General features: G+C 75.0%; 25 protein-coding genes and 1 riboswitch. Of the genes, 16 read left to right on the forward strand and 9 right to left on the reverse strand.

The window, feature by feature from the left end; genetic code table 11:
- The first annotated feature begins 28 nt into the window (after positions 1-28).
- From E4P40_RS05495 to E4P40_RS05510, 4 genes are all read left to right on the forward strand, one after another.
- A complete protein-coding gene (locus E4P40_RS05495) occupies positions 29-604 on the forward strand; it encodes a DNA-3-methyladenine glycosylase I (RefSeq protein ID WP_209305199.1) in 576 nt (191 codons plus the stop codon).
- Positions 605-716: 112 nt separating this feature from the next.
- Positions 717-884 (forward strand): DUF3117 domain-containing protein, encoded by a 168-nt coding sequence (locus E4P40_RS05500; RefSeq protein ID WP_012947303.1) that lies wholly within the window; start codon positions 717-719, stop codon positions 882-884.
- A 104-nt stretch (positions 885-988) separates the two neighbouring features.
- A complete protein-coding gene (locus E4P40_RS05505) occupies positions 989-2,488 on the forward strand; it encodes a leucyl aminopeptidase (protein WP_245160150.1) in 1,500 nt (499 codons plus the stop codon).
- Entirely contained in the window at positions 2,488-3,042 is a 555-nt protein-coding gene (locus E4P40_RS05510; protein ID WP_135157894.1) for a GNAT family protein, read from the forward strand. Before E4P40_RS05505 ends, E4P40_RS05510 begins: the two co-directional genes overlap by 1 nt.
- Here the strand turns inward: E4P40_RS05510 and E4P40_RS05515 are convergent, their stop codons facing one another.
- Positions 3,043-3,552, reverse strand: a complete 510-nt coding sequence (locus E4P40_RS05515) for a DinB family protein (RefSeq protein ID WP_209305200.1) — start codon at positions 3,550-3,552, stop codon at positions 3,043-3,045.
- Positions 3,553-3,600: 48 nt separating this feature from the next.
- On the opposite strand from E4P40_RS05515, the gene E4P40_RS05520 reads away from it, so the two are divergent.
- Positions 3,601-4,629 carry a class I SAM-dependent methyltransferase gene (locus E4P40_RS05520; protein WP_135157895.1) on the forward strand — a complete coding sequence of 343 codons (1,029 nt, stop codon included), beginning with the start codon at positions 3,601-3,603 and terminating at the stop codon, positions 4,627-4,629.
- Positions 4,630-4,645: 16 nt separating this feature from the next.
- On the opposite strand, the gene crtI is transcribed toward E4P40_RS05520, so the two are convergent.
- Complete coding sequence (gene crtI / locus E4P40_RS05525) at positions 4,646-6,148, reverse strand: phytoene desaturase family protein (protein ID WP_135157896.1); 1,503 nt, start codon at positions 6,146-6,148, stop codon at positions 4,646-4,648.
- A gap of 123 nt (positions 6,149-6,271) precedes the next feature.
- Between crtI and E4P40_RS05530 the strand changes: the two genes are divergently transcribed.
- A complete protein-coding gene (locus E4P40_RS05530) occupies positions 6,272-6,679 on the forward strand; it encodes a hypothetical protein (protein ID WP_135157897.1) in 408 nt (135 codons plus the stop codon).
- An 85-nt stretch (positions 6,680-6,764) separates the two neighbouring features.
- Positions 6,765-7,451, forward strand: coding sequence for a DUF6766 family protein (locus tag E4P40_RS05535; protein ID WP_135157898.1), 687 nt, complete (start codon positions 6,765-6,767; stop codon positions 7,449-7,451).
- A gap of 59 nt (positions 7,452-7,510) precedes the next feature.
- Here the strand turns inward: E4P40_RS05535 and E4P40_RS05540 are convergent, their stop codons facing one another.
- Positions 7,511-9,175 carry a SpoIIE family protein phosphatase gene (locus E4P40_RS05540; RefSeq protein WP_135157899.1) on the reverse strand — a complete coding sequence of 555 codons (1,665 nt, stop codon included), beginning with the start codon at positions 9,173-9,175 and terminating at the stop codon, positions 7,511-7,513.
- A gap of 139 nt (positions 9,176-9,314) precedes the next feature.
- Here E4P40_RS05540 and E4P40_RS05545 point away from each other — a divergent pair, with 139 nt between their 5' ends.
- On the forward strand, positions 9,315-10,091 hold the full coding sequence (locus E4P40_RS05545) for a 5-oxoprolinase subunit PxpA (RefSeq protein WP_245160151.1): 777 nt from the start codon (positions 9,315-9,317) through the stop codon (positions 10,089-10,091).
- A gap of 4 nt (positions 10,092-10,095) precedes the next feature.
- Here the strand turns inward: E4P40_RS05545 and E4P40_RS05550 are convergent, their stop codons facing one another.
- Positions 10,096-10,836 (reverse strand): GAF domain-containing protein, encoded by a 741-nt coding sequence (locus E4P40_RS05550; protein WP_245160152.1) that lies wholly within the window; start codon positions 10,834-10,836, stop codon positions 10,096-10,098.
- Between the two features lie 58 nt (positions 10,837-10,894).
- Between E4P40_RS05550 and E4P40_RS05555 the strand changes: the two genes are divergently transcribed.
- Both E4P40_RS05555 and E4P40_RS05560 read left to right on the forward strand, forming a co-directional pair.
- Positions 10,895-11,506 (forward strand): allophanate hydrolase subunit 1, encoded by a 612-nt coding sequence (locus E4P40_RS05555; protein ID WP_245160153.1) that lies wholly within the window; start codon positions 10,895-10,897, stop codon positions 11,504-11,506.
- The gene (locus E4P40_RS05560) at positions 11,507-12,358 is read left to right on the forward strand and encodes a biotin-dependent carboxyltransferase family protein (RefSeq protein WP_135157901.1); all 852 of its coding nucleotides are present in this window, start codon (positions 11,507-11,509) and stop codon (positions 12,356-12,358) included. It begins immediately after the preceding gene.
- On the opposite strand, the gene E4P40_RS05565 is transcribed toward E4P40_RS05560, so the two are convergent.
- The 4 genes from E4P40_RS05565 to glgA all read right to left on the reverse strand — a co-directional run bounded on the left by E4P40_RS05565 (position 12,355) and on the right by glgA (position 16,636).
- On the reverse strand, positions 12,355-13,176 hold the full coding sequence (locus E4P40_RS05565; RefSeq protein WP_135157902.1) for an ABC transporter ATP-binding protein: 822 nt from the start codon (positions 13,174-13,176) through the stop codon (positions 12,355-12,357). The genes E4P40_RS05560 and E4P40_RS05565 overlap by 4 nt on opposite strands.
- Positions 13,173-14,261, reverse strand: coding sequence for an iron ABC transporter permease (locus E4P40_RS05570; protein ID WP_135157903.1), 1,089 nt, complete (start codon positions 14,259-14,261; stop codon positions 13,173-13,175). Before E4P40_RS05570 ends, E4P40_RS05565 begins: the two co-directional genes overlap by 4 nt.
- 8 nt (positions 14,262-14,269) lie before the next feature.
- On the reverse strand, positions 14,270-15,241 hold the full coding sequence (locus tag E4P40_RS05575) for an ABC transporter substrate-binding protein (protein WP_209305201.1): 972 nt from the start codon (positions 15,239-15,241) through the stop codon (positions 14,270-14,272).
- Positions 15,242-15,319: 78 nt separating this feature from the next.
- Positions 15,320-15,454: riboswitch (cobalamin riboswitch) on the reverse strand.
- Between the two features lie 9 nt (positions 15,455-15,463).
- Complete coding sequence (gene glgA, locus E4P40_RS05580; protein WP_135157904.1) at positions 15,464-16,636, reverse strand: glycogen synthase; 1,173 nt, start codon at positions 16,634-16,636, stop codon at positions 15,464-15,466.
- Positions 16,637-16,709: 73 nt separating this feature from the next.
- Between glgA and glgC the strand changes: the two genes are divergently transcribed.
- Both glgC and E4P40_RS05590 read left to right on the forward strand, forming a co-directional pair.
- Positions 16,710-17,930 (forward strand): glucose-1-phosphate adenylyltransferase, encoded by a 1,221-nt coding sequence (gene glgC, locus E4P40_RS05585; RefSeq protein ID WP_135157905.1) that lies wholly within the window; start codon positions 16,710-16,712, stop codon positions 17,928-17,930.
- Between the two features lie 76 nt (positions 17,931-18,006).
- On the forward strand, positions 18,007-18,486 hold the full coding sequence (locus tag E4P40_RS05590; protein ID WP_245160154.1) for a 2'-5' RNA ligase family protein: 480 nt from the start codon (positions 18,007-18,009) through the stop codon (positions 18,484-18,486).
- Here the strand turns inward: E4P40_RS05590 and E4P40_RS05595 are convergent.
- Positions 18,483-19,145 carry a class I SAM-dependent methyltransferase gene (locus tag E4P40_RS05595; RefSeq protein WP_135157907.1) on the reverse strand — a complete coding sequence of 221 codons (663 nt, stop codon included), beginning with the start codon at positions 19,143-19,145 and terminating at the stop codon, positions 18,483-18,485. The two genes, E4P40_RS05590 and E4P40_RS05595, sit on opposite strands and share 4 nt — an antisense overlap.
- A gap of 186 nt (positions 19,146-19,331) precedes the next feature.
- Between E4P40_RS05595 and sigE the strand changes: the two genes are divergently transcribed.
- The 4 genes from sigE (at position 19,332) to E4P40_RS05615 (ending at position 22,506) form a co-directional block, all read left to right on the forward strand.
- On the forward strand, positions 19,332-19,916 hold the full coding sequence (sigE, locus tag E4P40_RS05600; RefSeq protein WP_135157908.1) for an RNA polymerase sigma factor SigE: 585 nt from the start codon (positions 19,332-19,334) through the stop codon (positions 19,914-19,916).
- Complete coding sequence (locus tag E4P40_RS05605) at positions 19,913-20,494, forward strand: anti-sigma factor (RefSeq protein WP_135157909.1); 582 nt, start codon at positions 19,913-19,915, stop codon at positions 20,492-20,494. Before sigE ends, E4P40_RS05605 begins: the two co-directional genes overlap by 4 nt.
- 119 nt (positions 20,495-20,613) lie before the next feature.
- Positions 20,614-22,047 (forward strand): trypsin-like peptidase domain-containing protein, encoded by a 1,434-nt coding sequence (locus E4P40_RS05610; protein WP_245160155.1) that lies wholly within the window; start codon positions 20,614-20,616, stop codon positions 22,045-22,047.
- A 105-nt stretch (positions 22,048-22,152) separates the two neighbouring features.
- Complete coding sequence (locus E4P40_RS05615) at positions 22,153-22,506, forward strand: twin-arginine translocase TatA/TatE family subunit (RefSeq protein ID WP_135157910.1); 354 nt, start codon at positions 22,153-22,155, stop codon at positions 22,504-22,506.
- The last annotated feature ends 6 nt before the right edge of the window (positions 22,507-22,512 follow it).

Below are 22,512 nucleotides of genomic sequence, written 5' to 3' on the forward strand. Positions count from 1 at the left end.
GTCCCCGGCGGCCGCTAGCGTCGCCGCCGTGGACGAGGACAGGCCGCGGTGCGGCTGGGCGAACAGTGCGCCGGAGTACGCGGAGTACCACGACGACGAGTGGGGCACTCCCCTCCACGGGGACGACGCCCTCTTCGAACGGCTCTGCCTCGAGGCGTTCCAGTCCGGGCTCTCCTGGATCACCATCCTGCGCAAGCGCCGCGCCTTCCGGGAGGCGTTCGCCGGGTTCGAGATCGACGCCGTCGCGGACTTCGGTCCGGACGACGAGGAGCGGCTGATGGCCGACGCGGGCATCGTCCGCAACCGGGCCAAGATCGCTGCCGCCGTCCGCAACGCCCGGGCCGCCCAGCAGCTCCCCGAGGGGTTGTCGGCGCTCCTGTGGTCCTTCGCGCCCAGCGGTCCGCGGCCCCGGCCGGCCACGCTCGCCGACGTGCCGGCGACCAGCCCGGAGTCGGTGGCGATGGCCAAGGAGCTGAAGCTCCGGGGCTTCGTCTTCGTCGGCCCGACCACCGCGTACGCGCTGATGCAGGCCACCGGCATGGTCGACGACCACGTGGCCGACTGCTTCCGAGCACACCGGCGTTCCGAGCCTGCGAGGGGCTGATGTTGGACCTCAGCCGGTCATACGGGATCATTGGTCGCAGAGCACAGCATCGACGGACGCTGCATCGCCTCCTGCCTCGGCAGGCGGGGTGCGGCCGGCGAAGGAGGCACGCATGGCGGCCATGAAGCCGCGCACGGGTGAAGGTCCCCTCGAGGTCACCAAGGAGGGGCGAGGCCTGGTCATGCGCGTACCGCTCGAGGGAGGCGGTCGCCTGGTCGTCGAGCTGTCGCCCGACGAGGCGGCAGCGCTGTCGGAGGCACTGAAGGGCGCGACCAGCTGAACACCCCCGCGAGCCTGCCTCCGGGCAGCCCCGCGCACGACACGGCCCCGGCCGCCGGCAGCACGCCGGCGACCGGGGCCGCGCCGTTGCCGCGGGTCGAGGTCGTGGACTCCCTGCCCCCGCTCGGGCCGGACGACGTCCTGGCCGTGCCCGTGGGATCCGGCGGCGGGCTCCCGTCCTGGCTCGACGCCTCGTCCGCCCCGCCGGTGAGTCCCGAGCTGCTGCGCGGGGCGCTGGCCGACACGGGCAACAAGGGCCGGGCGGGCACGCTGACGGCCGTGCCGATCGCCGGCCGGCGGCCGCGCAGTGTCGCAGCGGTCGGCGTCGGCGAGGCCACGCTCCCCGACCTGCGCACGTACGTCGCGACCGCGGTCCGCCGGGGGCAGACGCTGGCCGAGCACGGCGCACGGCGGCTGGTGCTGCCGGTCGACGGCCCCGCCGCCCCCGCGGGATCGGAGGAGGTGCGCGCCGCCGTCGAGGCCGCCCTGCTGGCCGGCTACCGCTTCCGGGACACGTCCACGCCCCATCCCGCACGGCTCGACACGATCACCGTGGTGGCCGCCGACGCGGAAGACCCGGTGGTGAGCGCGGCCGGCCGGGCGGGGGAGATCTCCGCGGCGGCCGTCTCCTGGGCCCGCGACCTGATCAACACCCCCAGCAACGTCAAGAACCCGGCGTGGCTGGCGGACCAGGCGGTCGAGCGGCTGTCCGGGCTCCCGCACGTCACCGTCGCGGTCCTCGGCCCGGACGAGCTCGTCGCCGGGGGCTTCGGGGGCGTGCTGGCGGTCGGCGGCGGCTCGGCCACGCCCCCGCGTGTCGTCGTCGCGACCTACCGCCCGCCTGGCGCCGGGCCGGCGCACCCCGTGCTCGTCGGCAAGGGGATCACGTTCGACACCGGCGGCATCTCGATCAAGCCGAACGCGGGCATGCGGGAGATGAAGACCGACATGGCCGGTGGGGCCGCGGTGCTCGCGGCGGTCGATGCCGCGGCCCGGCTGGGCCTGCCGGTCACGGTCACCGCCGTGGTCCCGGCCGCCGAGAACGCCGTCTCCGGGTCCTCGTACCGGCCGGCGGACGTCGTCCGGCACGTCGGGGGCCGGACCACCGAGGTGCTGAACACCGACGCGGAGGGCCGGATGGTGCTCGCCGACGGGCTGGCCTACGCCCGGCTGGAGCTGGGTGCGACCGTGCTGGTCGACGTCGCGACGCTCACCGGCGCGATGAAGGTGGCCCTGGGAACGCGGACCGCCGGCCTGTTCGCCACCACCGACGGGCTGGCCATGGCGCTGGGCACCGCGGGCGTGCGCGCGGGTGAGCAGCTGTGGCGCATGCCGCTGCTGGAGGAGCACCGCGACCTCCTGGACAGCGCCACCGCCGACGCCAACAACGCGCCCGGCAACCCCGGCGGCTCGACGGCCGCCCTGTTCCTGGAGCCGTTCGCCGGCGATCTGCCCTGGGCGCACCTGGACGTCGCCGGCCCGGCTCGCGCCGGCGCCGACGACGCCGAGGTGGTCAAGGGCGGCACCGGCTTCGGGGCGCGGACGCTGCTGCGCTGGCTGGAGGCGGGCGCGCCGGTGGACCCGCCGGAGACCGTGCTCGACTGATGGTCGCCGCCGACGCGTTCCGGGACCAGCCCGTGCTCGCCGGGGAGCTGGTCCGCCTGGAGCCGCTGGGTCCCGCCGTCCTGCCCGCGTACTGGCGGACGCTCCAGGACCCCGAGGGACGGCGGCTGACCGGCACCCACGCCGAGTTCACCCACGAGCAGACCGAGACGTGGCTGCGGTCGCGCGGCGACCAGCACGACCGGGCCGACTGGGCCGCGACGGCCGTCGGGTCGGGGGAGTTCGTCGGCGAGGTCGTGCTCAACGACCTGGACCCGGCCAACGAGTCGGTCGGCTTCCGCATCGGGCTGGCCGGCCCGCACGTGTACGGGCGCGGGTACGGCACCGAGATGACCCGGCTGGTGCTCGACCACGCCTTCGGCACGGTGCGGCTGCACCGCGTCGAGCTGGAGGTCTACGCGCACAACCCGCGAGCGCAGCGGGTCTACGAGAAGTGCGGCTTCCGGCTCGAGGGCCGGCGCCGGGAGGCCCTGCTGTGGGACGGCGTCCGGTACGACGCGCTGCTCATGTCGGTACTGGCCACCGATCCCCGCTGATCACTCCCCGACGACGCCGTCGATCGCCTCGCGGAGGAGGTCGGCGTGCCCGGCGTGCCGCGCGGTCTCCTCGATCATGTGGATGAGGATCCAGCGCAGGTCGACGTGCGGCCCGTCGCGCCGGGGTCGGGCCGACAGCCGGTCGAGGTCGGGAGACCGCGCGACGATCTCCCGGCTGGCGGCGCACGCCGTCCGGTAGCGCTCGCGCAATTCCTCCGGGGCCACCGACGTGGCGGTGTCGAAGTCCCAGTCGGGTTCGGCGGGGCCGGCGGCATCCGCCCGCCACGCCGCCTCCGGCAGCCCGGCGAACCGGACCCGGAACCAGGTGTCCTCGACCTTCGCGAGGTGGTTGAGCAGGCCGGCCAGGGTGAGCGAGGCGGGCGGCAGCGGCCGGGCGAGCTGCTCGCCGGTCAACCCGTCGGTCTTCAGCAGCATCGTCTCGCGCTGGTAGTCGAGGAAGGCGGTCAGCTGGACGAGCTCGGGGCCGGAGTCCGGGGGATCGGTGCGCACCCCGAAGACCCTGGCATCGGGGCCGCCGAGACGCCACAGTGTTCCGGCATGTCCCAGTTGATCAGCGCGAGGGCGCTGTGGACCCTCGTCCGCGCAGGTGATCTCCGGGCCCGCGTGCGGGCGAACCGGGAGGGGACGGCGGCCATCCGGCTGCACCTCGCGGGGGCCGCGGTGGGCACCGGACTGCTCGACGTCCTCGCCGAGGGCCCTGCGCCGACCGCCGAGCTGGCCCGGCGCATGGGCGTCGCCGACACCGCGCTGCTCGGGGCGTTCGTGCGTGTCGTGGCGGCGGCGGGGTTCGTCGACGGCGGGACCGACGGTCCGTGGCGCCTGACCGCGCGCGGGCGGGCGGTCGTCGGCGACGACCTGGTGCGCGCCGCCTACGAGGCCTTCCCCGGCTTCCACACCGCGCTGTACCGGGAGATCGGCCCCCTGCTGGCCGGCGGCCCGGGACGGCGGGACGTCGCCGAGCAGGGTGCGCTCATCGCCCGCATCTCGGCGGGCTTCGAGCCCTTCGTCCTCGACGAGCTCACCCGCGTGGTCGCGGGGCGGCGGCCGAGCCGGGTGCTCGACGTCGGCTGCGGCTCCGGGCTGCAGCTGGCCGCCATGCTGGCGGCCGCTCCGGACGCCGTCGGCGTCGGCGTCGACCTGGACGCCGGTGCCGTGGCGCTGGCCGAGCGGACGCTGGCCGGGCAGGGACTGGCGGCCCGGTCGCAGGTGGTGCAGGCCGACATCCGCGACGGACGCACCGGTCCGCTCGAGCAGCCGTTCGACGTGGCCGTGCTCGCCAACGTCATCTACTACGTGCCGATGGCGGAGCGCGTCGCCCTGCTCCGCACCGTGGCCGGTCTGCTGACCCCCGGCGGGGTGCTGCTGGTGGTGACGACCGTGGCGACGCCGCAGCTGTTCAGCCGGCACTTCGACCTGCTGCTGCGGGCCCAGGAGGGGCGGATGGAGCTCTCGGACGCCGACACCCTCGTCACGCAGCTGACGGACGCCGGCCTGCGCCCCGCACCGCCCCGGGCCCTCGCTCCGGGTGCGCCGGTGGTCACCGTGCTCGCGACCCGTCCCGGCTGAGGAGAGCGGCTCGAGCTCAGGCGGGTCCGACGAGCCTCGCGACGATCTCGGCGGAGAGGCCGACCAGCGGAAGCCCGCCGCCGGGATGCGACGAGCCGCCGACGAGGAACAATCCCGGGACGGGGGAGGCGTTCGCCGGGCGGAGGAAGGCCGCGCGGGTGCCGTTGCTGGACGTCCCGTAGATGGAGCCGCCGACGCTGCCGGTGTCGCGCTCGAGGTCTGCCGGCGTGCGGACGACGCGCCAGCGCACGCGGTCGCGCACGTCCAGGCCGCGCCGGGCCAGCACGTCGAGGAGGTCCGACGCGTAGCGGTCGGCCAGCCCCGGCGCGTCCCAGTCGACGCCGCCGGCCGGGTCGTGCCGCGGGGCGTTGACCAGCACGAACCACGACTCGCTGTCGCCGTCCGGTCGCAGCGCCGGGTCGTCGGGCGCGCTCACGTAGACGGTCGGGTCGGCCACCGGACGGGGCGCGCCGGCGGACGGGCCGGTGCCGAAGACGGCGTCGAACTCCGCGTCGTAGTCGTCGGGGAACAGCACCGTGTGGTGGGCGAGCCCGGGCGTCCGGCCGCGCAGTGCCAGCAGGAGCACGAAGCCGGACAGCGAGGGCGTCGCCCGGTCCAGGTCGCGGCGGGCCCGCCGCGTCCGCGGATCACCGGGCAGCAGGTCGGCGTAGAGCGCGGCGGCGTCGACCGCCGACACGACCACGTCGGCGGCCACCCGCTCGCCGTCCGCCAGCTCGACCCCGCTCGCCCGGCCGCCCTCGACGAGCACCCGGCGCACCGCGCAGCCGGTGCGCACGACCGCGCCGCGCTCGACCGCGCGCTCCGTCACGGCGAGTCCGAGCCGGTGCAGCCCGCCGCGCACGTACCAGGAACCGAACGCCTGCTCCACGTACGGCACCGTCGCGAGCACCGCCGGCGCCCGCCGTGGATCCGATCCGGAGTAGGTGGCGTAGCGGTCGAGCAGGGCGCGCAGGCGCGGGTCCTGCAGGTAGGCCGTGCCGAGGCCGCGCAGCGTCTGCCAGGGGGCGATGGCCGCCACGTCCGCCGGACGGCGGGCCAGCCGGGCCAGGGTCGCCGCGCCGTCGAGGGGGGTTCGGAGGAAAGGTTGCTCGCTGATCCGCCACATCCGGGCCGCCCGCTCCAGCAGGGCGGTCCACTGGGTGCCGGCGCCCGCACCGAGCGTGCCGTCCAGCGCCGCCGGGATCGCGTCGGGAGTCCCCGGGACGGCGAGCCGCGTGCCGTCGGCGAACCGGTACGCCACAGCGGGGTCCAGTCGCACGAGGTCGACGGCTTCCTCCAGCCTTCCGCCGGTGGCCGCGAAGAGGTCGCGGTAGACCTGCGGGAGCGTGACCAGGCTGGGGCCGGTGTCGAAGGCGTGACCGTCCCGGGCGTACCAGCCGAGCTTCCCGCCCACGTGCTCGGCCTGCTCGAGGACGGTGACCCGGTGACCGGCCGCCGAGAGCCGGGCCGCCGCGGCGAGGCCGCCCAGTCCGGCGCCGACGACCGCTACCCGTGCCACGCCGCCACGGTAACCGGCGGCTGTCGGCCTTCCGGGTGAAGATCGTTTGCCCTGTGATCCGGGTCGGGTAGGTCCCCGGTGCAGGCCGAAGGGCGTGCCCTTCCTCCCCGACAGGAGGCCGCTGTGACCAGCGCTGCTCCGACGACAGGCCGGCGTCGCGCGCTCGCGATCGCCGCCGGTGGCGCCGTCGTCCTGCTGACGGGCTGTTCCGCTGCGCAGCAGCCGACGGTCGAGGACGTGGCGACGACGTTCGAGGACCCGGCCGCCGATCCCGAGACCCGCTGCGACCTGCTGGCCCCGAAGACGCTCGCGGCGATGGAGAAGGACGGGTCGTGCACGGAGGCGGTCGAGCAGTTGTCGCTCGACGGTGGCGAGGTGATCGCGGTGGAGATCTGGGGCGGTGAGGCGCAGGTCCGCTTCGACGGGGACACCGTCTTCCTGACCGAGACCAGTGCGGGGTGGCGGGTGGTCGCGGCGGCCTGCCAGGCCCGGGGCGACGCGCCCTACGACTGCGAGGTGGAGGGGTCATGAGAGGCGTCCGCGCCGTGTTCGCCGGCTACCTGGTCGTGATCCTGCTCGGCATCGCCTACGTCCTTGCCCTGGGGTTGATGGGCCGATGACAGCTCCCCGCTACGGCTTCCTGCGCGCGAACGCCCTGAGCCTGGCGTTCGGCGCGGCCTTCCTGATCGCACTCGTGGGGCAGGCGCTCTCCGGCGTGGCCGACTACAACGCCCAGCAGATCGCCGAGGGGCTGGAGCCGGTGTCGCTCGGGGAGTACGTGACCTCGTCCTCCTTCGGCGTCGACGTCATGGAGAACTGGCAGTCGGAGTACCTGCAGTTCTTCCTCTACATCTTCGCCACGGTGTGGCTGGTCCAGCGCGGCTCGTCGGAGTCGAAGAAGCCGGGCCAGGAGGGCACCGAGTCCGACAAGGAGCAGCGGATCGGCCGCCACGCGACCGAGGACTCGCCGGAGTGGGCCCGCACCGGAGGCTGGCGGACGGCGCTGTTCTCCCGCTCCCTCGGCCTGCTCATGGGCGCGCTCTTCCTGCTCACCTGGGCGGCCTCGTCCGTGGCCGGCTGGGCCGCCTTCAACAGCGAGCAGCTCGGTCAGCGGCAGGACGCCGTGGGCTATCTCGGCTACCTCGGGGAGGCCGACTTCTGGAACCGGTCCTTCCAGAACTGGCAGTCGGAGATGCTGGCGGTCGGCTCGATGGCCGTCTTCTCCGTCTACCTGCGTCAGCGGGGTTCGCCGGAGTCCAAGCCGGTCGGGGTGGCCCACGCCGACACCGGCCAGACCGGATAGGCCCCCGTGCAGGGGCCCGCCGCGAGCCTGCGAGTGGTGGGCGGCAAGGGGATCCTCTGTCAACAGCGGAGCGCCAGCACCGCGAGGTCGTCGGCTCCGTGCCGTGAACCGCGCAGATGGGACGCGACCGCGTCGTGCACGGCCGCGACGGCCCCGCCCGCGGTCAGGCAGTCGGGACCACCCACGACCCGCAGCAGCGCGTCCTCCCCGAACTGCGCGCCGGTGTCGTCTCGGGCCTCGGTGACGCCGTCGGTGTAGAGGACGAGGGTCGAGCCGGCCGACAGCTCGACGCGCAGGTCCCCGGAGCGGGCGCCGGCGTCGATGCCGAGGGGCTGCCCTGGCGTGCCGACCTCGGTCACGCTTCCGTCGGCGCAGCGCAGCAGGGGCAGCGGGTGCCCGGCCACGCTGACCCGGGCGTGCACCCCGGCGGCGTGCGGCTCGATGACCAGGCAGCAGGCCGTGACGAAGCGCAGCGGCCCTCCCGTCTGCTGCTCGTGCAGCAGCGCGGTGTTGACCGCGGCAAGGACGTCGGCCGGACCGGCGCCGGTGAGTGCGCAGGCGCGGGCGGTGTGCCGCGTGAGCGAGGTGATCGCGGCGGCCTCCGCGCCGGTTCCGCAGACGTCGGCGATCAGCACCATCCACCGGTCTCCGGGCAGCGGCAGGACGTCGTAGGTGTCACCGCCGACGAAGACGCCGTCGGCCCCCGCGCGGTACCGGGCGGCCAGCTGCACGCCGGGGATGTCGGGCAGGTGCGCCGGCAACAGGCTCCGCTGCAGGGTGTCGGCCAGCTCCCGCAGCTGGGACTCGGCGCGCAACCGGGCGAGGAACTGGCCGATCTGGCGGCCGGCACTGGCGAGGACGCCGAGCAGTTCGGGCGGCACCGAGCGCGCCTCGCGGGAGTAGAGCTCGCAGACGCCGAGCAGGGTGTTCCCGCGCAGGATGGGGAACGCGACCGCCGTGCGCAGCCCGTCGCCCCGGGCGGCTGCGCGGCGGAGGAAGCGCCCGTCCCGCCACAGGTCCTCGACGACGACCGGCTCGTGGGTCTTCCAGACGAGACCGGGAAGTCCTTCGCCCCGGACGAACGTACGGATCCGCGTGTCCTCCTGCAGGGCCGGGACGGTGCGGCCCGGCGACGTCCAGGTGCTGGTGTGCCCGAGCCGGCCCCCGCAGGCTTCCGGCTCCCAGAGGGTGGCCGCGTCCCAGTCCAGTTCCGCGCACAGCGTGGGGAGCAGCCGCTCGAAGGCGACGTCGGCGTCGGGGGCATCGGTCAGTGCCGTCGTGACACGGAGGGTGGCGTTCAGGTGGCGGGCCACGTCGAGTTGACGCTCCAGCCGGACCGAGGTGCTGACGTCGCGCAGGACGCCGACCATCGCGCCGCCGACGACCGTGCCGTTCCCGTCGCCCGGGTCGTCGAGCCGGGAGAGCGTGATCTCGACCGTCACCTCGGACCCGTCGGTGTGCAGCACCGGGATCTGGCTCGTCCGGGGGCCCGACAGCTCGGACCTCTCGCCGAGGATCCGGGCGAACCCCGCGGCGTAGGCGTCGCGCAGCCGCTCGGGGAGGAGCACGGTCAGCGGGCGTCCCCGCATCTCGGCGGGTTCCTGCCCGAGCAGGGAGCGCAGCGCCGGGTTGGCGTAGATGATGCGGCCGTCCCGGTCCACGACCACGACGACGTCCGGAAGCGCTTCCAGGAGTGCGGGAGCGGCGACCAGTGAGGTGGGCACAGGCGTCGTCTCCCTCCGTCGACCGTACTGCCGAAGCCAACGATCCCATACGGAGCGTGTCTTCCAGAGCACTGATTGTCGACATGTCGCCACGATGACACGTCGATCCGGGTGATCACGGCGGTGTCAGACTGCGCCGGTGAGCACATCGCCTGAGCGCAGGATGGATCTCAACGCCGACCTCGGCGAGGGCTTCGGCGTCTGGCGCCTGACCGACGACGACGCCCTGATCGACGTCGTGACCAGCGCGAACGTCGCGTGCGGATTCCACGCCGGGGACCCCGCCACGATGCGCCGCGTCTGTGCCCGGGCCGCCGCGCGCGGAGTGACCGTGGGCGCGCAGGTGTCCTACCGGGACCTGGCCGGCTTCGGTCGCCGGTTCCTCGACGTCGACCCGGCCGAGCTCACCGACGACGTCCTGTACCAGCTCGCCGCCCTGGACGGCATGGCCCGCGTCGCCGGCACCCGGGTGTCCTACGTGAAGCCGCACGGCGCGCTCTACAACGCCGTGGTCGCGCACGAAGGGCACGCCCAGGCGGTCGTCGACGCCGTCCTCGCCTACGACCGCCGGCTGCCGGTGCTCGGCCTGCCCGGGTCTGCGTTGCTGCGCGAGGCCGAGGCGGCGGGGATGCGCCCGGTGGCGGAGGGGTTCGCCGACCGTGGCTACACCGCGGCCGGGACGCTGGTGCCGCGCAACCGGCCGGGTGCCCTCGTGGACGACCCGGCCGAGATCGCCGAGCGGTCGGTGCGGATGGCCGCGGACGGCATCGTGGTCGCGGTGGACGGCACCCGCTTGCTGATGCCGGTCCAGTCCGTCTGCGTGCACGGGGACACCCCCGGTGCGGTGGACATCGCCCGGGCGGTGCGGACGGCGCTCGCCGACGCCGGACTCGCCCTGCGGCCCTTCGCCGGCTGACGGCTCAGTCGGCGGAGTCCGGGGCGCCCGTGAGGTCCGCGGCGCGCAGCCGGCCGGACAGCAGGTCCGCGGCCACGTCGTCCACCGACTGGCCGGACCCGTAGGCGCGCGACCGCAGCAGGGCGAGGGCGGCGGGTGCGCCGATCTCGAGGTCCACGCCCAGCTTGCCCATCGCCTCCCAGACCGCCGCCCGCCGCAGCGGTGCGGGACCGTGCAGCCAGTCCGGGCCGTCCGCGGCCGACCACGACGACCAGACCGCGGCGTCGCTCAGCGCCGAGGTCACCAGCTCGCCCACGGCGAGGGCCTCGAAGACGTCGAGCTCGGGCACGTCGTCGGCGCGCTCGAAGAACAGGTCGAGCGCGCCGAAACCGGTGAGCGCCGGCTGCAGCGGCAGGGCGACGACGGCGCGGTACCTCGTGGCCCCGAAGAGGAGGTCGCTGAACACCGGCCACCGGCGCCGCAGGTCCTCCTCGACGGCGAAGACGGGCTGACGGGTGTCGGCGGCTGCCATGCACGGGCCGGCGCCCACGGTGAACTGCAGCCGCTCGGCGATCTCGGCCTCGACCGAGCTGGCCCCGAGGGGGATGCGCTGCTGCGAGGCGTCGAGCAGGCTCAGCCCGGCGCCGTCCACCCGCAGCATCCGTGCACACGCACGGGAGAGGCGGACGGGCAGCAACTCGGGCCCGGCGAGATCGGGCTCGTGGACGTCGTCGAGCGCGGCCTCGAAGCGGCCGGCGATGGTCACACCCGATTGTCCGGCCGCGGCCGACGGAATACCTGTCAGGACCGGAGATCATGTGCGGGTGGACCGGGTGCTGCCGTACGGGGACCGCGCGCTGCTCGTCGAGCTGGACGATCTCGCGGCGGTGGCCGCGGTCCGCGCCGCGCTCGAGCGGTCACCGCTGCCCGGGCAGTGCGACCTGGTCCCCGCGGCGCGCACGGTCCTCGTCGTCCTCGACCGCCGGCCCACCGATCTCGACCTCGCCGCCCTGCGCCGGCTCTCCCCGCAGGACCCGGGCGACGACGCAGCCGTCGACCGGGTCGAGCTGACGGTGGTCTTCGACGGGCCGGACCTCGCCGAGGTCGCCGACCTGGTGGGCCGGCCCGTGCCGGACCTCGTCGCCGCCCTGACCGCGATCGAGTTCACCGTCGCCTTCGGCGGGTTCGCCCCCGGCTTCGGCTACCTGACCGGTCTGCCGCAGGAGCTGCACGTGCCGCGCCGGTCCACGCCGCGCACCCGCGTGCCGGCCGGCTCGGTCGGCCTGGCGGGTCCGTTCGCGGGCGCCTATCCGCGTGCGTCGCCCGGCGGCTGGCAGCTCGTCGGCCGGACCGACGCCGTCCTGTTCGACGTCGACCGCGACCCACCCGCGCTGCTGGTCCCCGGCACCCGGGTGCGGCTCCGGGAGGTGGGCTGAGTGCTCACGGTCCTGGCGAGCGGTCCCCTCGCCACGGTGCAGGACCGCGGCCGCCGCGGCTGGGCCGGGATCGGCGTGACCACGTCCGGCGCGGCCGACCAGGCCTCCGCCGGCCTGGCCAACCGGCTCGTCGGCAACGACGCCCGGGCCGCCGTCCTCGAGGTGACCGCGGGCGGGCTGCGGGTGCGGGCCGAGCGGACGCTCCTCGTCGCCGTCACCGGGGCACCCGCCGCCGTGTCGCTCGGCGGCCGCCCCGCCCCGTTCGACGCGCCGCTGACGGTGGGCGCGGGGCAGGTTCTCGAGCTGGGGACGCCCCCGGTGGGGCTCCGCTCCTACCTCGCGGTCCGCGGCGGCGTCGACGTCCCGCCGGTGCTCGGTTCCCGCAGCACCGACACGCTCTCGGGGCTCGGCCCCGCTCCGCTGCGCGCCGGTGACCGGCTGCCGGTCGGCACGCTGGCGGGGGACGAGCCGTCGGTCGACGTGGCGGCGGTCCGCCCGCCGTCCGGACGACCCGTGCTCTCCGTGCTGCCCGGCCCCCGGCGGGACTGGCTGCAGCCCGCCGCGTGGGACGTCCTGGTCAGCCGCGACTGGGCCGTCACCGCCGACAGCAACCGGGTGGGACTGCGGCTGTCCGGACCCCGGCTGGCGCGCAGCCGGGACGACGAGCTGCCGAGCGAGGGGCTGGTGCCGGGCGCCGTCCAGGTGCCCCCGGACGGTTCGCCAGTGCTCTTCCTGGCCGACCACCCGGTCACCGGCGGCTATCCGGTGCTGGCCGTCGTGACCTCGGCGGACCTGCCGGCCGCGGCCCAGCTGCGGCCGGGGGACACGGTGCGGTTCCGCGTCGCGCGCTAGTTCGCCGCGCGCACCGGGAGGACGGCGGGCCCCGACGGCCCGTGGACGACCTCGGCCCGCGCCCCGTAGTGGGTGTGCAGCACCGCGGCGGTGAGGACGTCGTGCGGCGCGCCCTCGGCGACCACCCGGCCCTGGGACAGCAGCGCCAGCCGGTCGGCGTACTGGCCGGCCAGCGTCAGGTCGTGCAGCGTGCTGAGCACCGTGAGCCCGTCCTGGCGGCGGAGCCGGTCGACGAGGTCCAGGACCTGCTGGGCGTGCCCGAGGTCGAGCGCGGCCGTCGGCTCGTCGAGCAGCAGCACCCGCGGCTGCTGCGCCAGCGCCCGCGCGAGGACGGCGCGCTGCTGCTCGCCACCGGACAGCGTCGCCAGCGGCCGCTCGGCCAGCAGGTCGAGCTCGAGGCGGGTCATCACGTCCTCGACGATCTGCCGGTCCACCCCGCGCGGGGCGGCCAGGAGCGGGCGGTGCGGCGTCCGGCCGAGGCCGACGTAGTCGCGGGTGGTCACGCCCTCCGGCAGCACCGGCGTCTGCGGGGCGTAGGCGAGGCAGCGGGCCCGGTCGCGGCGGTGCATCCCGGTCGTGGGGAGGCCGTCGATGCGGACGATGCCCTCGTGCCGGTGGAACCCGAGGACCGAGCGCAGCAGCGTGGACTTGCCCGAGCCGTTGGGGCCGATGATCGCCAGCCAGCCGCCGGGCTCGACGGTCAGCCGGACGGCGTCCAGCACGCGCGTGCGGCCGTACCCCGCGGTCAGCCCGACGACCTCGAGGCGGGCGCCGCCGTCGCGACGGGGAGCGGCGTCGCGGGCCGGCCGGCTCCTCATCGCCGGGCCCCCACCCACAACAGGCCCGCGAAGAACGGGGCGCCGACGAAGGCCGTGACGACGCCGATCGGCAGCTCGGCCGGGGCCAGCACCACGCGCGCGACGATGTCGGTGAGGACCAGGAAGGCGCCACCGATCAGCAGCGACACCGGCAGCACCCGCGCGTTCGCGCCGCCGACGAACCGGCGGGCGATGTGCGGCACGACCAGGCCGACGAAGCCGATGAGCCCGCTGACCGCCACCGCGCAGGCGGTCGCCAGCGAGGCGGCGACGATGACCATCAGCCGCAGCCGGCCGGGGTGCACACCCAGGGAGGACGCCTCGTCGTCGCCGACGGCGAGCACGTCCAGGGCGCGGCCGCACAGCAGCAGCACGACGCAGGCCGCGCCGAGGTAGGGGAGGACGACGAGGACGTCGGACCACTGGGCCTTGCCGAGCTGGCCGAGCAGCCAGCCGTAGATCTCGCGCAGGTCGTCGGTGTTCTGCTGCTGGACCAGGGTCTGGGCGGCGGCCAGGAATGCGGCGACGGCGATCCCGGCGAGCAGCAGGGTGGGGCTGTGCGAGCCGCCGGCCAGCGTGCCGAGGGCCAGGGCGCTGCCGACGCCCACCAGGGCGCCGGCGAACGCGGCCAGCGGCACGATCCCGACGGGGCCGATCGACTGCACGGGGGAGTAGGCGATCGCGAGCGTGGCGCCGAGTCCCGCGCCGGCGGCGGCCCCGAGCAGGTAGGGGTCGGCCAGCGGGTTCCGGAACACGCCCTGGTAGGCCGCTCCGGCGATGGCGAGACCGGCGCCGATGAGGGCGGCGAGCAGGACACGGGGCAGCCGCAGCTGCAGCAGCACCGCCTCCTCGGTGCCGCTGAGGCCGCCGGGCACGTCGATGCCCAGCGGCCCCAGCAGGCGGTCGAGCAGGGTGGCGACGACGGCGCCGGGTGCCAGGGGGAGCGCACCCACCCAGACCCCGGCGAGCAGGGCCGCGACGAGCGTCAGCCCGGCGCCGGCCAGCACCACCCCGGGCCGTCGGCGGCGCGGGTGCGCCGCCGACGGTTGCCCGGAGCGGGTGCCGCTGCCCGCCGTCGCCGTCATCGTGTTCCTCAGCCCTGCAGCGTCTCGGCGACGGACTCGGCGAACTCGGCGATGCGCGGACCCCAGCGGGATGCGACGTCGTCGTCCCCCTCGAGGATGCGGCCCTCCTTCACCGCCGGCACCGTGTCGAACGCGGGCCGCTGGGCCACGGTCTCGGCGGACTGCTCGCAGCACCTGGTGTCGGCCAGCACGATCAGGTCCGGGGCCTGGCCGACGACGTACTCCGCGGACAGCTGCGGATAGCCACCGGCGGACGCGTCGGCGCCGTCGGCGATGTTCTCCAGCCCGAACAGGGCGTAGATGCTGCCGATGAACGTGGTGCTGTCGGCGGAGAAGAAACTCGGGTCGAGCTCGTGGTAGACCCGCATGCCCTCGACGTCGGCGACCGAGGCCACTGCGGTCGCGATGCGGTCCTGCACGTCGGCGATCACCTCGTCGGCCTCCTCGACGTGGCCGGTCGCGTCCCCGAGCACCTCGAGCTGAGCGTAGGTGTCGTCGACGGTGGTGGCCGCCTCGAGCAGCAGCGTGGGCACGGCGAGCGCGTCCAGGGAGTCGACGATGCCGTTGAGGTCGTTGCTGAGGATGACCAGGTCGGGCTCGTAGCCCGCGATCGCCTCGGCGTTGGGGGTGAACGCCGACAGGTCGGTGACCGGGGCGTCGTCCGGGTAGTTCGAGGTGTCGTCGACGGCGGTCACCTGGTCGCCCGCGCCGATGGCGAAGAGCATCTCGGTGCTGGTGGCCGACAGCGACACGATGGCCTCCGGCCGCTCCTCGATCGTCAGGTCGCCGTCCGCGCCGGTGACGGTCACGGGAAAGCTCCTGCCGGAGGTCTCGGCAGTGGCGCCGGACCCTGCGTCGGCGTCGCTGCCGCAGCCCGTCAGGGCGACGGGCAGCGCGAGGAGGAGAGCGAGCAGCGCGGGGGGCGTCAGCCGCCGCGCGTCCCGGGACGTCGTCCGCGTCCGGGAGAGGGAACTGGGCACAGCGGGCCTCCGGTGGAGGCGGCAGCGTCGCCCATGAGCTGCCCGACGCTCGATGCGCGACCCTTACCGCGAGGGTCGGTGACAAGACGCAGGGCAGGCGATCTGGCTCAGGCCACGCGGGTGGCCATCACAGTTGCGGGACAGCGCCGGGATTGCACCGGACTTCGCGGCCGTTGCGTCACCGGCACACGGGCCGGCGGGGGAAAGGTACCAGCGCCCGGCTCAGGCCCGTGCGGCGAGGACGGCGGAGTAGACCTCCACCGTCTGCTGGGCGATCGCCGGCCAGCCGAACTCCGCCAGCACCCGCTCCCGCCCTGCCGCGCCCATCGCGGCGGCGCGGCCGGGGTCGGCGAGCAGCTCGCTCATGCGGGCCGCGAGACCGCTCTCGAAGCCGGCCTCGTCGGCCGGGTCGTACGGCACGAGCAGGCCGGTGCGGCCGTCGGCGACCACCTCGGGGATGCCACCCACGGCGCTGGCGACGACGGCCGTCCCACAGGCCGCCGCCTCGAGGTTCACGATGCCGAGCGGCTCGTAGACCGAGGGGACGACGAAGACCGTGGCGCCGGTGATCAGCGGCACCAGCTGGTCGCGCGGCAGCATGGCCTCGATCCAGACCACGCCGCTGCGACGGCGCTGCAGCTCCTCGACGGCGTCGGCGACCTGCTGGCGCTCGCCGGGGGTGTCGGCGGCTCCGGCGCACAGCACCAGCCCGTACTCCTCGGGCAGCTGGTCGGCCGCGCGCAGGAGGTGCATCACTCCCTTCTGCCGCGTGATCCGGCCGACGAAGAGCGCGTACGGGCGGTCGGGGTCCACGCCCTGGGCGCGCACCACGTCCGGTGCCTCGACCGGCCGGTACGCCTCGGCGTCCACGCCGTTGCCCACGACGTGCACGCGGGCGGGGTCGAGGTCGGGGTAGGCGTCGAGGACGTCGTCCTTCATGCCGTGACTGACCGCGATGACGGCGTCGGCGCCCAGGTAGGAGGTGCGCTCGATCCACGAGGACAGGCGGTAGCCGCCGCCCAGCTGGTCGGCCTTCCACGGTCGGCGCGGCTCCAGCGAGTGCGCCGTCACCACGTGCGGCACGCCGTGCACCAGCGAGCCGAGCAGCCCGGCGCCGTTGGCGTACCAGGTGTGGGTGTGCAGCAGGTCGGCACCGCCGAGCGCCGCGGCGATCTCGACGTCGACCCCGACCGCCTGCAACGCTCCGTTGGCCTCCCGCAGGCCGGCCGGGACGGCGTGGGCCGTCGCGTCCGGGCGCGGTCCGCCGAAGCAGTGCACGTCGATCTCCGGGCCTGACGGCAGCGACCGCAGGGCCGCCACCAGGTGCTCGATGTGTACTCCCGCGCCGCCGTAGACGTCCGGCGGCCACTCCCGCGTCACGATGCCGATGCGCACGGCGTCACCCTAGGGGGCGGCTTCGTGCAGGTAGGTCGGGCGAACCCCCGGCGCAACAGCTACGTTGCGGAACATGCGTGGCGGTCCTCGGGTTCTCGGCATCGTCCTGGCGGGCGGCGAGGGCAAGCGCCTGTCCCCCCTGACGGCGGACCGCGCCAAGCCGGCGGTGCCGTTCGGCGGGAACTACCGGCTCATCGACTTCGTGCTGTCGAACCTGGTGAACGCCGAGATCCGGCAGATCGCCGTCCTCACGCAGTACAAGAGCCACAGCCTGGACCGGCACATCACGCAGACCTGGCGGATGTCGCAGCTGCTGGGCAACTACATCACGCCGGTGCCGGCGCAGCAGCGGCTCGGCCCGCGGTGGTACACCGGCAGCGCGGACGCGATCTTCCAGAGCCTCAACCTGATCTACGACGAGCGTCCGGAGATCGTGGTCGTCTTCGGCGCCGACCACGTCTACCGCATGGATCCGGGTCAGATGGTGGACCAGCACCTGCAGACCGGTGCCGGGGTCACGATCGCCGGCCTGCGCGTGCCGCGGAAGGACGCGACGGAGTTCGGCGTCATCGACTCCACCGCCGAGGGCAAGGTGCGCGGATTCCTGGAGAAGCCGGCGGAGCCGCCGGGTCTGCCGGACTCGCCCGAGGAGAGCTTCGCCTCCATGGGCAACTACGTCTTCACCACCGACGCGCTGCTCGAGGCACTGCGCACCGATGCCGAGGACGAGGACTCGGTCCACGACATGGGCGGCTCGATCATGCCGATGCTCGCCGACGCCGGTGACGCGTGGGTCTACGACTTCTCCACCAACATCGTCCCGGGCGCCTCCGAGCGCGACCACGGCTACTGGCGCGACGTCGGGACCATCGACGCCTACTTCGACGCGCACATGGACCTGGTCTCGGTCACGCCGGTGTTCAACCTCTACAACGACCGGTGGCCGATCTTCACCCTGCCGCCGCAGCTGCCGCCGGCGAAGTTCGTCCTCGGCGGCCGCGCGGAGGAGTCCATGGTCAGCGCCGGCGCGATCATCGGCGGCGGCTCGCTGCACAACTGCGTGGTCTCACCCGGCGTGCGCGTCGAGCGCGGCGCGCGGGTCGAGGACAGCGTGCTGATGGACGGCGTGTACATCGGCGAGGGCGCCTATGTGCGCCGGGCGATCCTGGACAAGAACGTCGTCGTGCCCCCGTGGGCCCGCATCGGGGTCGACACCGCCGCCGACAAGCAGCACTACCACGTCAGCGAGGGCGGCGTGACCGTGCTGGGCAAGGGTGCCCGCGCGATCGTCTGAAAGAGGACCCCGTCGCCCCCCACCGCTCGCAAGCTCGCGGCGGGCCCCTGCGACGGGGCCGTCGCAGGCGTTGGTGGTGACCCTGCTGCTGGACGACGACGCGCAGCGGGAGTTCGACCGGCTGCGCGCCGAGCACTTCCCGCCGGAGCGCAACCACCTCGCCGCGCACCTGACGCTGTTCCACGCCCTGCCGGGGGAGCACCTCGACGAGGTGTCCGCCGGCCTGCGGGCGGCCGCCGACCGGAAGCCGTTCGACCTCGAGGTCACCGGGCTCCGGTTCCTCGGCCGCGGAGTGGCCTACACCCTGCGGTCGGCGGAGCTCGTCGACCTCCGTGACGGCCTGGCCGCTGCGTGGGAGCCGTGGCTGACCCCCCAGGACCGGCAGCGGCACGTCCCGCACGTCACGGTGCAGAACAAGGTGGATCCCGCGGTCGCCCGTGCCCTGCACGACCGGCTGTCCGCGGACTTCGCGCCGTACAGGGTCGGGGCCCGCGGTCTCGGGGTGTGGCGCTACCTCGGCGGGCCCTGGGAGCCCGTCGCCGAGCACCCGTTCTAGGCGCGCTTGGTGGCGACGAGCAGACCGGTGCCGATCGGCAGCACCGCCGACAGCAGCGTCTCGTCCTCGCGGATCGTCCGCGCGATCTCGCGCCAGGCGACGGTCTGCGGAGCGCGGGCGGTGCGGTCGGCGATGCGGCCGCCGTCCAGCAGGCCGTGGCAGGTCAGCGTGCCGCCCACCCGGACCAGGTCCCTCAGTGCGCCCAGGTGGCCGGAGTACTCACGCGGCGGGCCGTCGCAGACCACCATGTCGTAGGCGCCCGGGGACAGCCGGGGGAGCACCTCGGCCGGGGTGCCGAAGATCATCCGCGCGCGGCTGGGAGCGACCCCCGCATCGGCGAACGCCTTGCGGGTGGCCCGCAGCTGCTCCGGGTCGCCGTCCAGGGCCGTCAGCACGCCGTCGGTCCGCATCCCGCGCATCAGCCACAGCCCCGCGAGGCCGCCGCCGCTGCCGATCGACACCACGGAGCGGGCCTCGACGCCGGCCGCGAGCAGGGCGAGGGTGGCGCCGACGGCCGGCTGCACGGGTGGGGACCCGGCCAGGATCGCGGCACGGGCCCTCGCCGCCTCCATCTCGGGGCTCTCGACGGCGAACCGGTCGGCGTACGCGGCGCCCTCTGCAGAGCCACCACCGGGCGGCGGTTGCCGGGCGCTCGTCACCGGGCGAGGGTAGTGGCCGCGCCTGCCGAACCGGTGAACCTGTGGGTTTGCTGCGAACGGGTGTGCCCGGGAACACGGGTGCCGCCACCGGCCGTTGATCAGTTCGTGCGCCTCAAGCCCGCTGCCTCCGTCCGCCCGGTCGACGCCGGGGGGACCGAGGGCGCCCGCGTCTGCGATCCTGAGGGGGTGTCCGAGCCCGTCGTCCGACCCGAGGCCCCGGCGCCCGAGGTGGCCTGGGTGGCCCCGACGTGGGAGCAGGTCGTGCGCGACCACTCCGCACGGGTGTACCGGCTGGCCTACCGGCTCTCGGGCAACCCGCAGGACGCCGAGGACCTGACCCAGGAGACCTTCGTCCGGGTCTTCCGCTCGCTCGCGGACTTCTCGCCCGGCACCTTCGAGGGCTGGCTGCACCGCATCACGACCAACCTGTTCCTCGACATGGTCCGGCGCCGTCAGCGGATCCGCTTCGACGCGCTGCCCGAGGACACCGAGCGGCTGCCCGGCGCGTCGCCCAGCCCCGAGCAGGTCTACGCCGACACCCACCTCGACCCGCAGGTTCAGGCGGCCCTCGACGCGCTCTCGCCGGAGTTCCGCGTGGCCGTCGTCCTCTGCGACATCGAGGGTCTGACCTACGAGGAGATCGCGGCGACCCTGGGCATCAAGCTCGGGACGGTCCGCAGCCGGATCCACCGCGGCCGCGTCCAGCTGCGCCAGGCCCTCGCCCACCTCGCACCCCGTCGTCCGGCGGAAGCCGGGGGAGCCCCGGCATGAGCATTCCCGAGAGCCACCTCGCGCAGGAGGCCATCGCGGCGCTCGTGGACGGCGAGCTGGCCGCCGGCCCCGCCACCCGCGCCGCCCGCCACCTGGCCGGCTGCGTCCAGTGCCGGCTCGCGGTGGAGGCCCAGCGCGAGGCCAAGGAGGCGCTGCACGAGTCCCGCGACGTCGCCGTCCCCGGTGACCTCATGTCGCGGCTGTGCGCCATCCCCTTCACCACCGACGTGCCGGGCTCCGGCGGAGGCACGCTGGCTGCCGGTCCCGGCGGGCTGACCGTGACCGGCTCCTCGGGCTCCTGGTCAGTGGACCTCCAGCCGCAGGAGCGGCCGCAGCGGCCCGATCACGCCCGCTGGCTCCGCCGTGGCCTCGCGGGCACGCTCATCGGCCTCGGCGCCGGGGTCACGGCGCTGGCGCTCAACCTCCCGGCCGACCACGTCCCCGGCACCACGCGGCCCCCGGCCACGCCGGTCGCCGACTCCTCGCCCGACCGGCACACCGAGGTCGTCCCGCCGGTGGTCCGCACGCTCTCCGTCGGCACCCGCTCCGCGACTCCCGGCCAGGGCGGGACCCCCTGAGCACCTCCGACGGACACGAGCCGGGTCCGGACGGCGCGGGGTCGCCCTCCGACGGGGCCTTCGCCCGGCCCGCAGGGGCGGGCGCGTTCGACGACGTCCCCCGGCTCGGTCCGCGTCCGGTGACGGCGTCCCTCCCTTCCCCGGGCCAGCAGGCGGCCTTCGGGCGCCCGGCGACGGTCGACGGTCCGTTCGCCGACGGCCGGCCGACCGCGCCCCCGCGGCCGACCCCGCCGCCCCCGGCAGAGGCGCTGCTGCGGGCCTTCGGTCCGGCCGGCACCGGGCAGCGCGGCCTGCAGGAACCGCCCGGCGGGCGCCCGGGACGGCGGCGCACCGCCACCGGACCGTGGTGGAAGCCCGACGCGCGGAGCGACCCGTGGCGTGACCCGTACGCGCCCGCCGGCCTCGGAGCGCCCGCGGTGTACGACGAGGAGACCCAGCCGGGTCCGATCGTCGTCGACCCGAAGGGGCGGAAGAAGCTCCGGCTGCGCGACCTCTCGGTCCGGCTCTGGGTGCTCGGCCTGGTGGCGGTCCTGCTGGTCGCCGCCATCGGTGGCGGCGCCGGCTGGTACCTGACGAAGACCAACGACGAGACGCCGCTCCTCTCGCCCGGCATGCAGTTGCCGGAGGTCGACCCCGGCGTCTCGCGGGAACCGGGTTCGGTGTCCGACATCGCCGAGAGCGTGACCCCGGCCGTCGTCTCCATCGAGGTCCGCGTGGGGCAGGCCGGGGCGACCGGCTCGGGCGTCGTCATCGACGCCGACCAGGGCTACATCGTCACCAACAACCACGTGGTCTCCGGCGCCGACGACGTCGACGGGGCCGAGATCCGGGCGGTGTTCTTCGACGGCAGCGGCTCGGCGGCCCGCATCGTCGGTCGCGACCCGGCCAGCGACATCGCCGTCCTCAAGGTGGAGAAGCCGGGCCTCGTGCCCGCCGCGCTCGGCGATTCCGAGGACGTCGTCGTCGGCGACCCCGTGGTCGCCATCGGCTCGCCCCTCGGCCTGGCGGGCACGGTGACGAGCGGCATCGTCAGCGCACTCGACCGGCCGGTGCGGCTGGCCGGCGAGGGCAGCGACACCAACGCGGTGATCAGCGCTGTGCAGACCGACGCCCCGATCAACCCGGGCAACTCCGGCGGCGCGCTCGTCGACGCCAGCGGCGCCGTGATCGGCATCAACACCGCGATCGCCTCGGTGGGCGGCGGCAGCGTGGGTCTCGGCTTCGCCATCCCGATGGACACCGTCCGCGACATCTCCGAGCAGCTCATCTCCACCGGCGAGGCGGTGCACGCCTCCCTCGGTGTGAACACCCGCTCGGTCACCGACGGCACCCGCGACGGCGCCCTCGTGCTCAACGTGGAGCCGGGCAGCGCGGCCGCCGCCGCGGGCCTCGAGGAGGAGGACGTCGTCATCGCGGTCGAGGGCGAGCCCGTCGGCAGCTCCGAGGAGCTCGTCGTCGCCGTCGACGCCCACGACCCCGGGGACACGATCACCGTCGAGGTGGTCCGCAGCGGCAGCTCGCAGGAGTTCCGGGCGACGCTCGACCGCGCCTGACAGAGGACCCCGTCCTCCCCACCCTTCGCACGCTCAGGGCGGTGCCCGGGACGGGGCCATACTGAGGGGGACCGCAGCGGGCGGTCCGGGACGACGGGAGCGGCGGTGTTCGACTCGATCGGCTGGCCGGAGATCATCGTCCTGGCCCTCGCCGCGCTCTTCATCTTCGGCCCCGAGCGGCTGCCGGGGCTGGCCAAGGACGCCGCGACCGGGCTCAAGCGGGTGCGCTCGGCGATCACCGGCGTCCGGCAGCAGGTGAACGAGTCCTTCGGCGACGACCTGCCCGAGCTGCGCGACCTGGACCTGCGCAAGTACCACCCGAAGACGTTCATCCGCAGCCAGCTGCTGGCTGACGACGAGGACGACAAGCCGGTGGTGCGCCCCGCGGCCGCCGCCACGCCGGTGTCGCGCCCCCGCGACCACGCGACCCCGCCGCCGTTCGACCCCGACGCGACATAGGCCCTC

The organism is Blastococcus sp. CT_GayMR20, assembly GCF_004570345.1.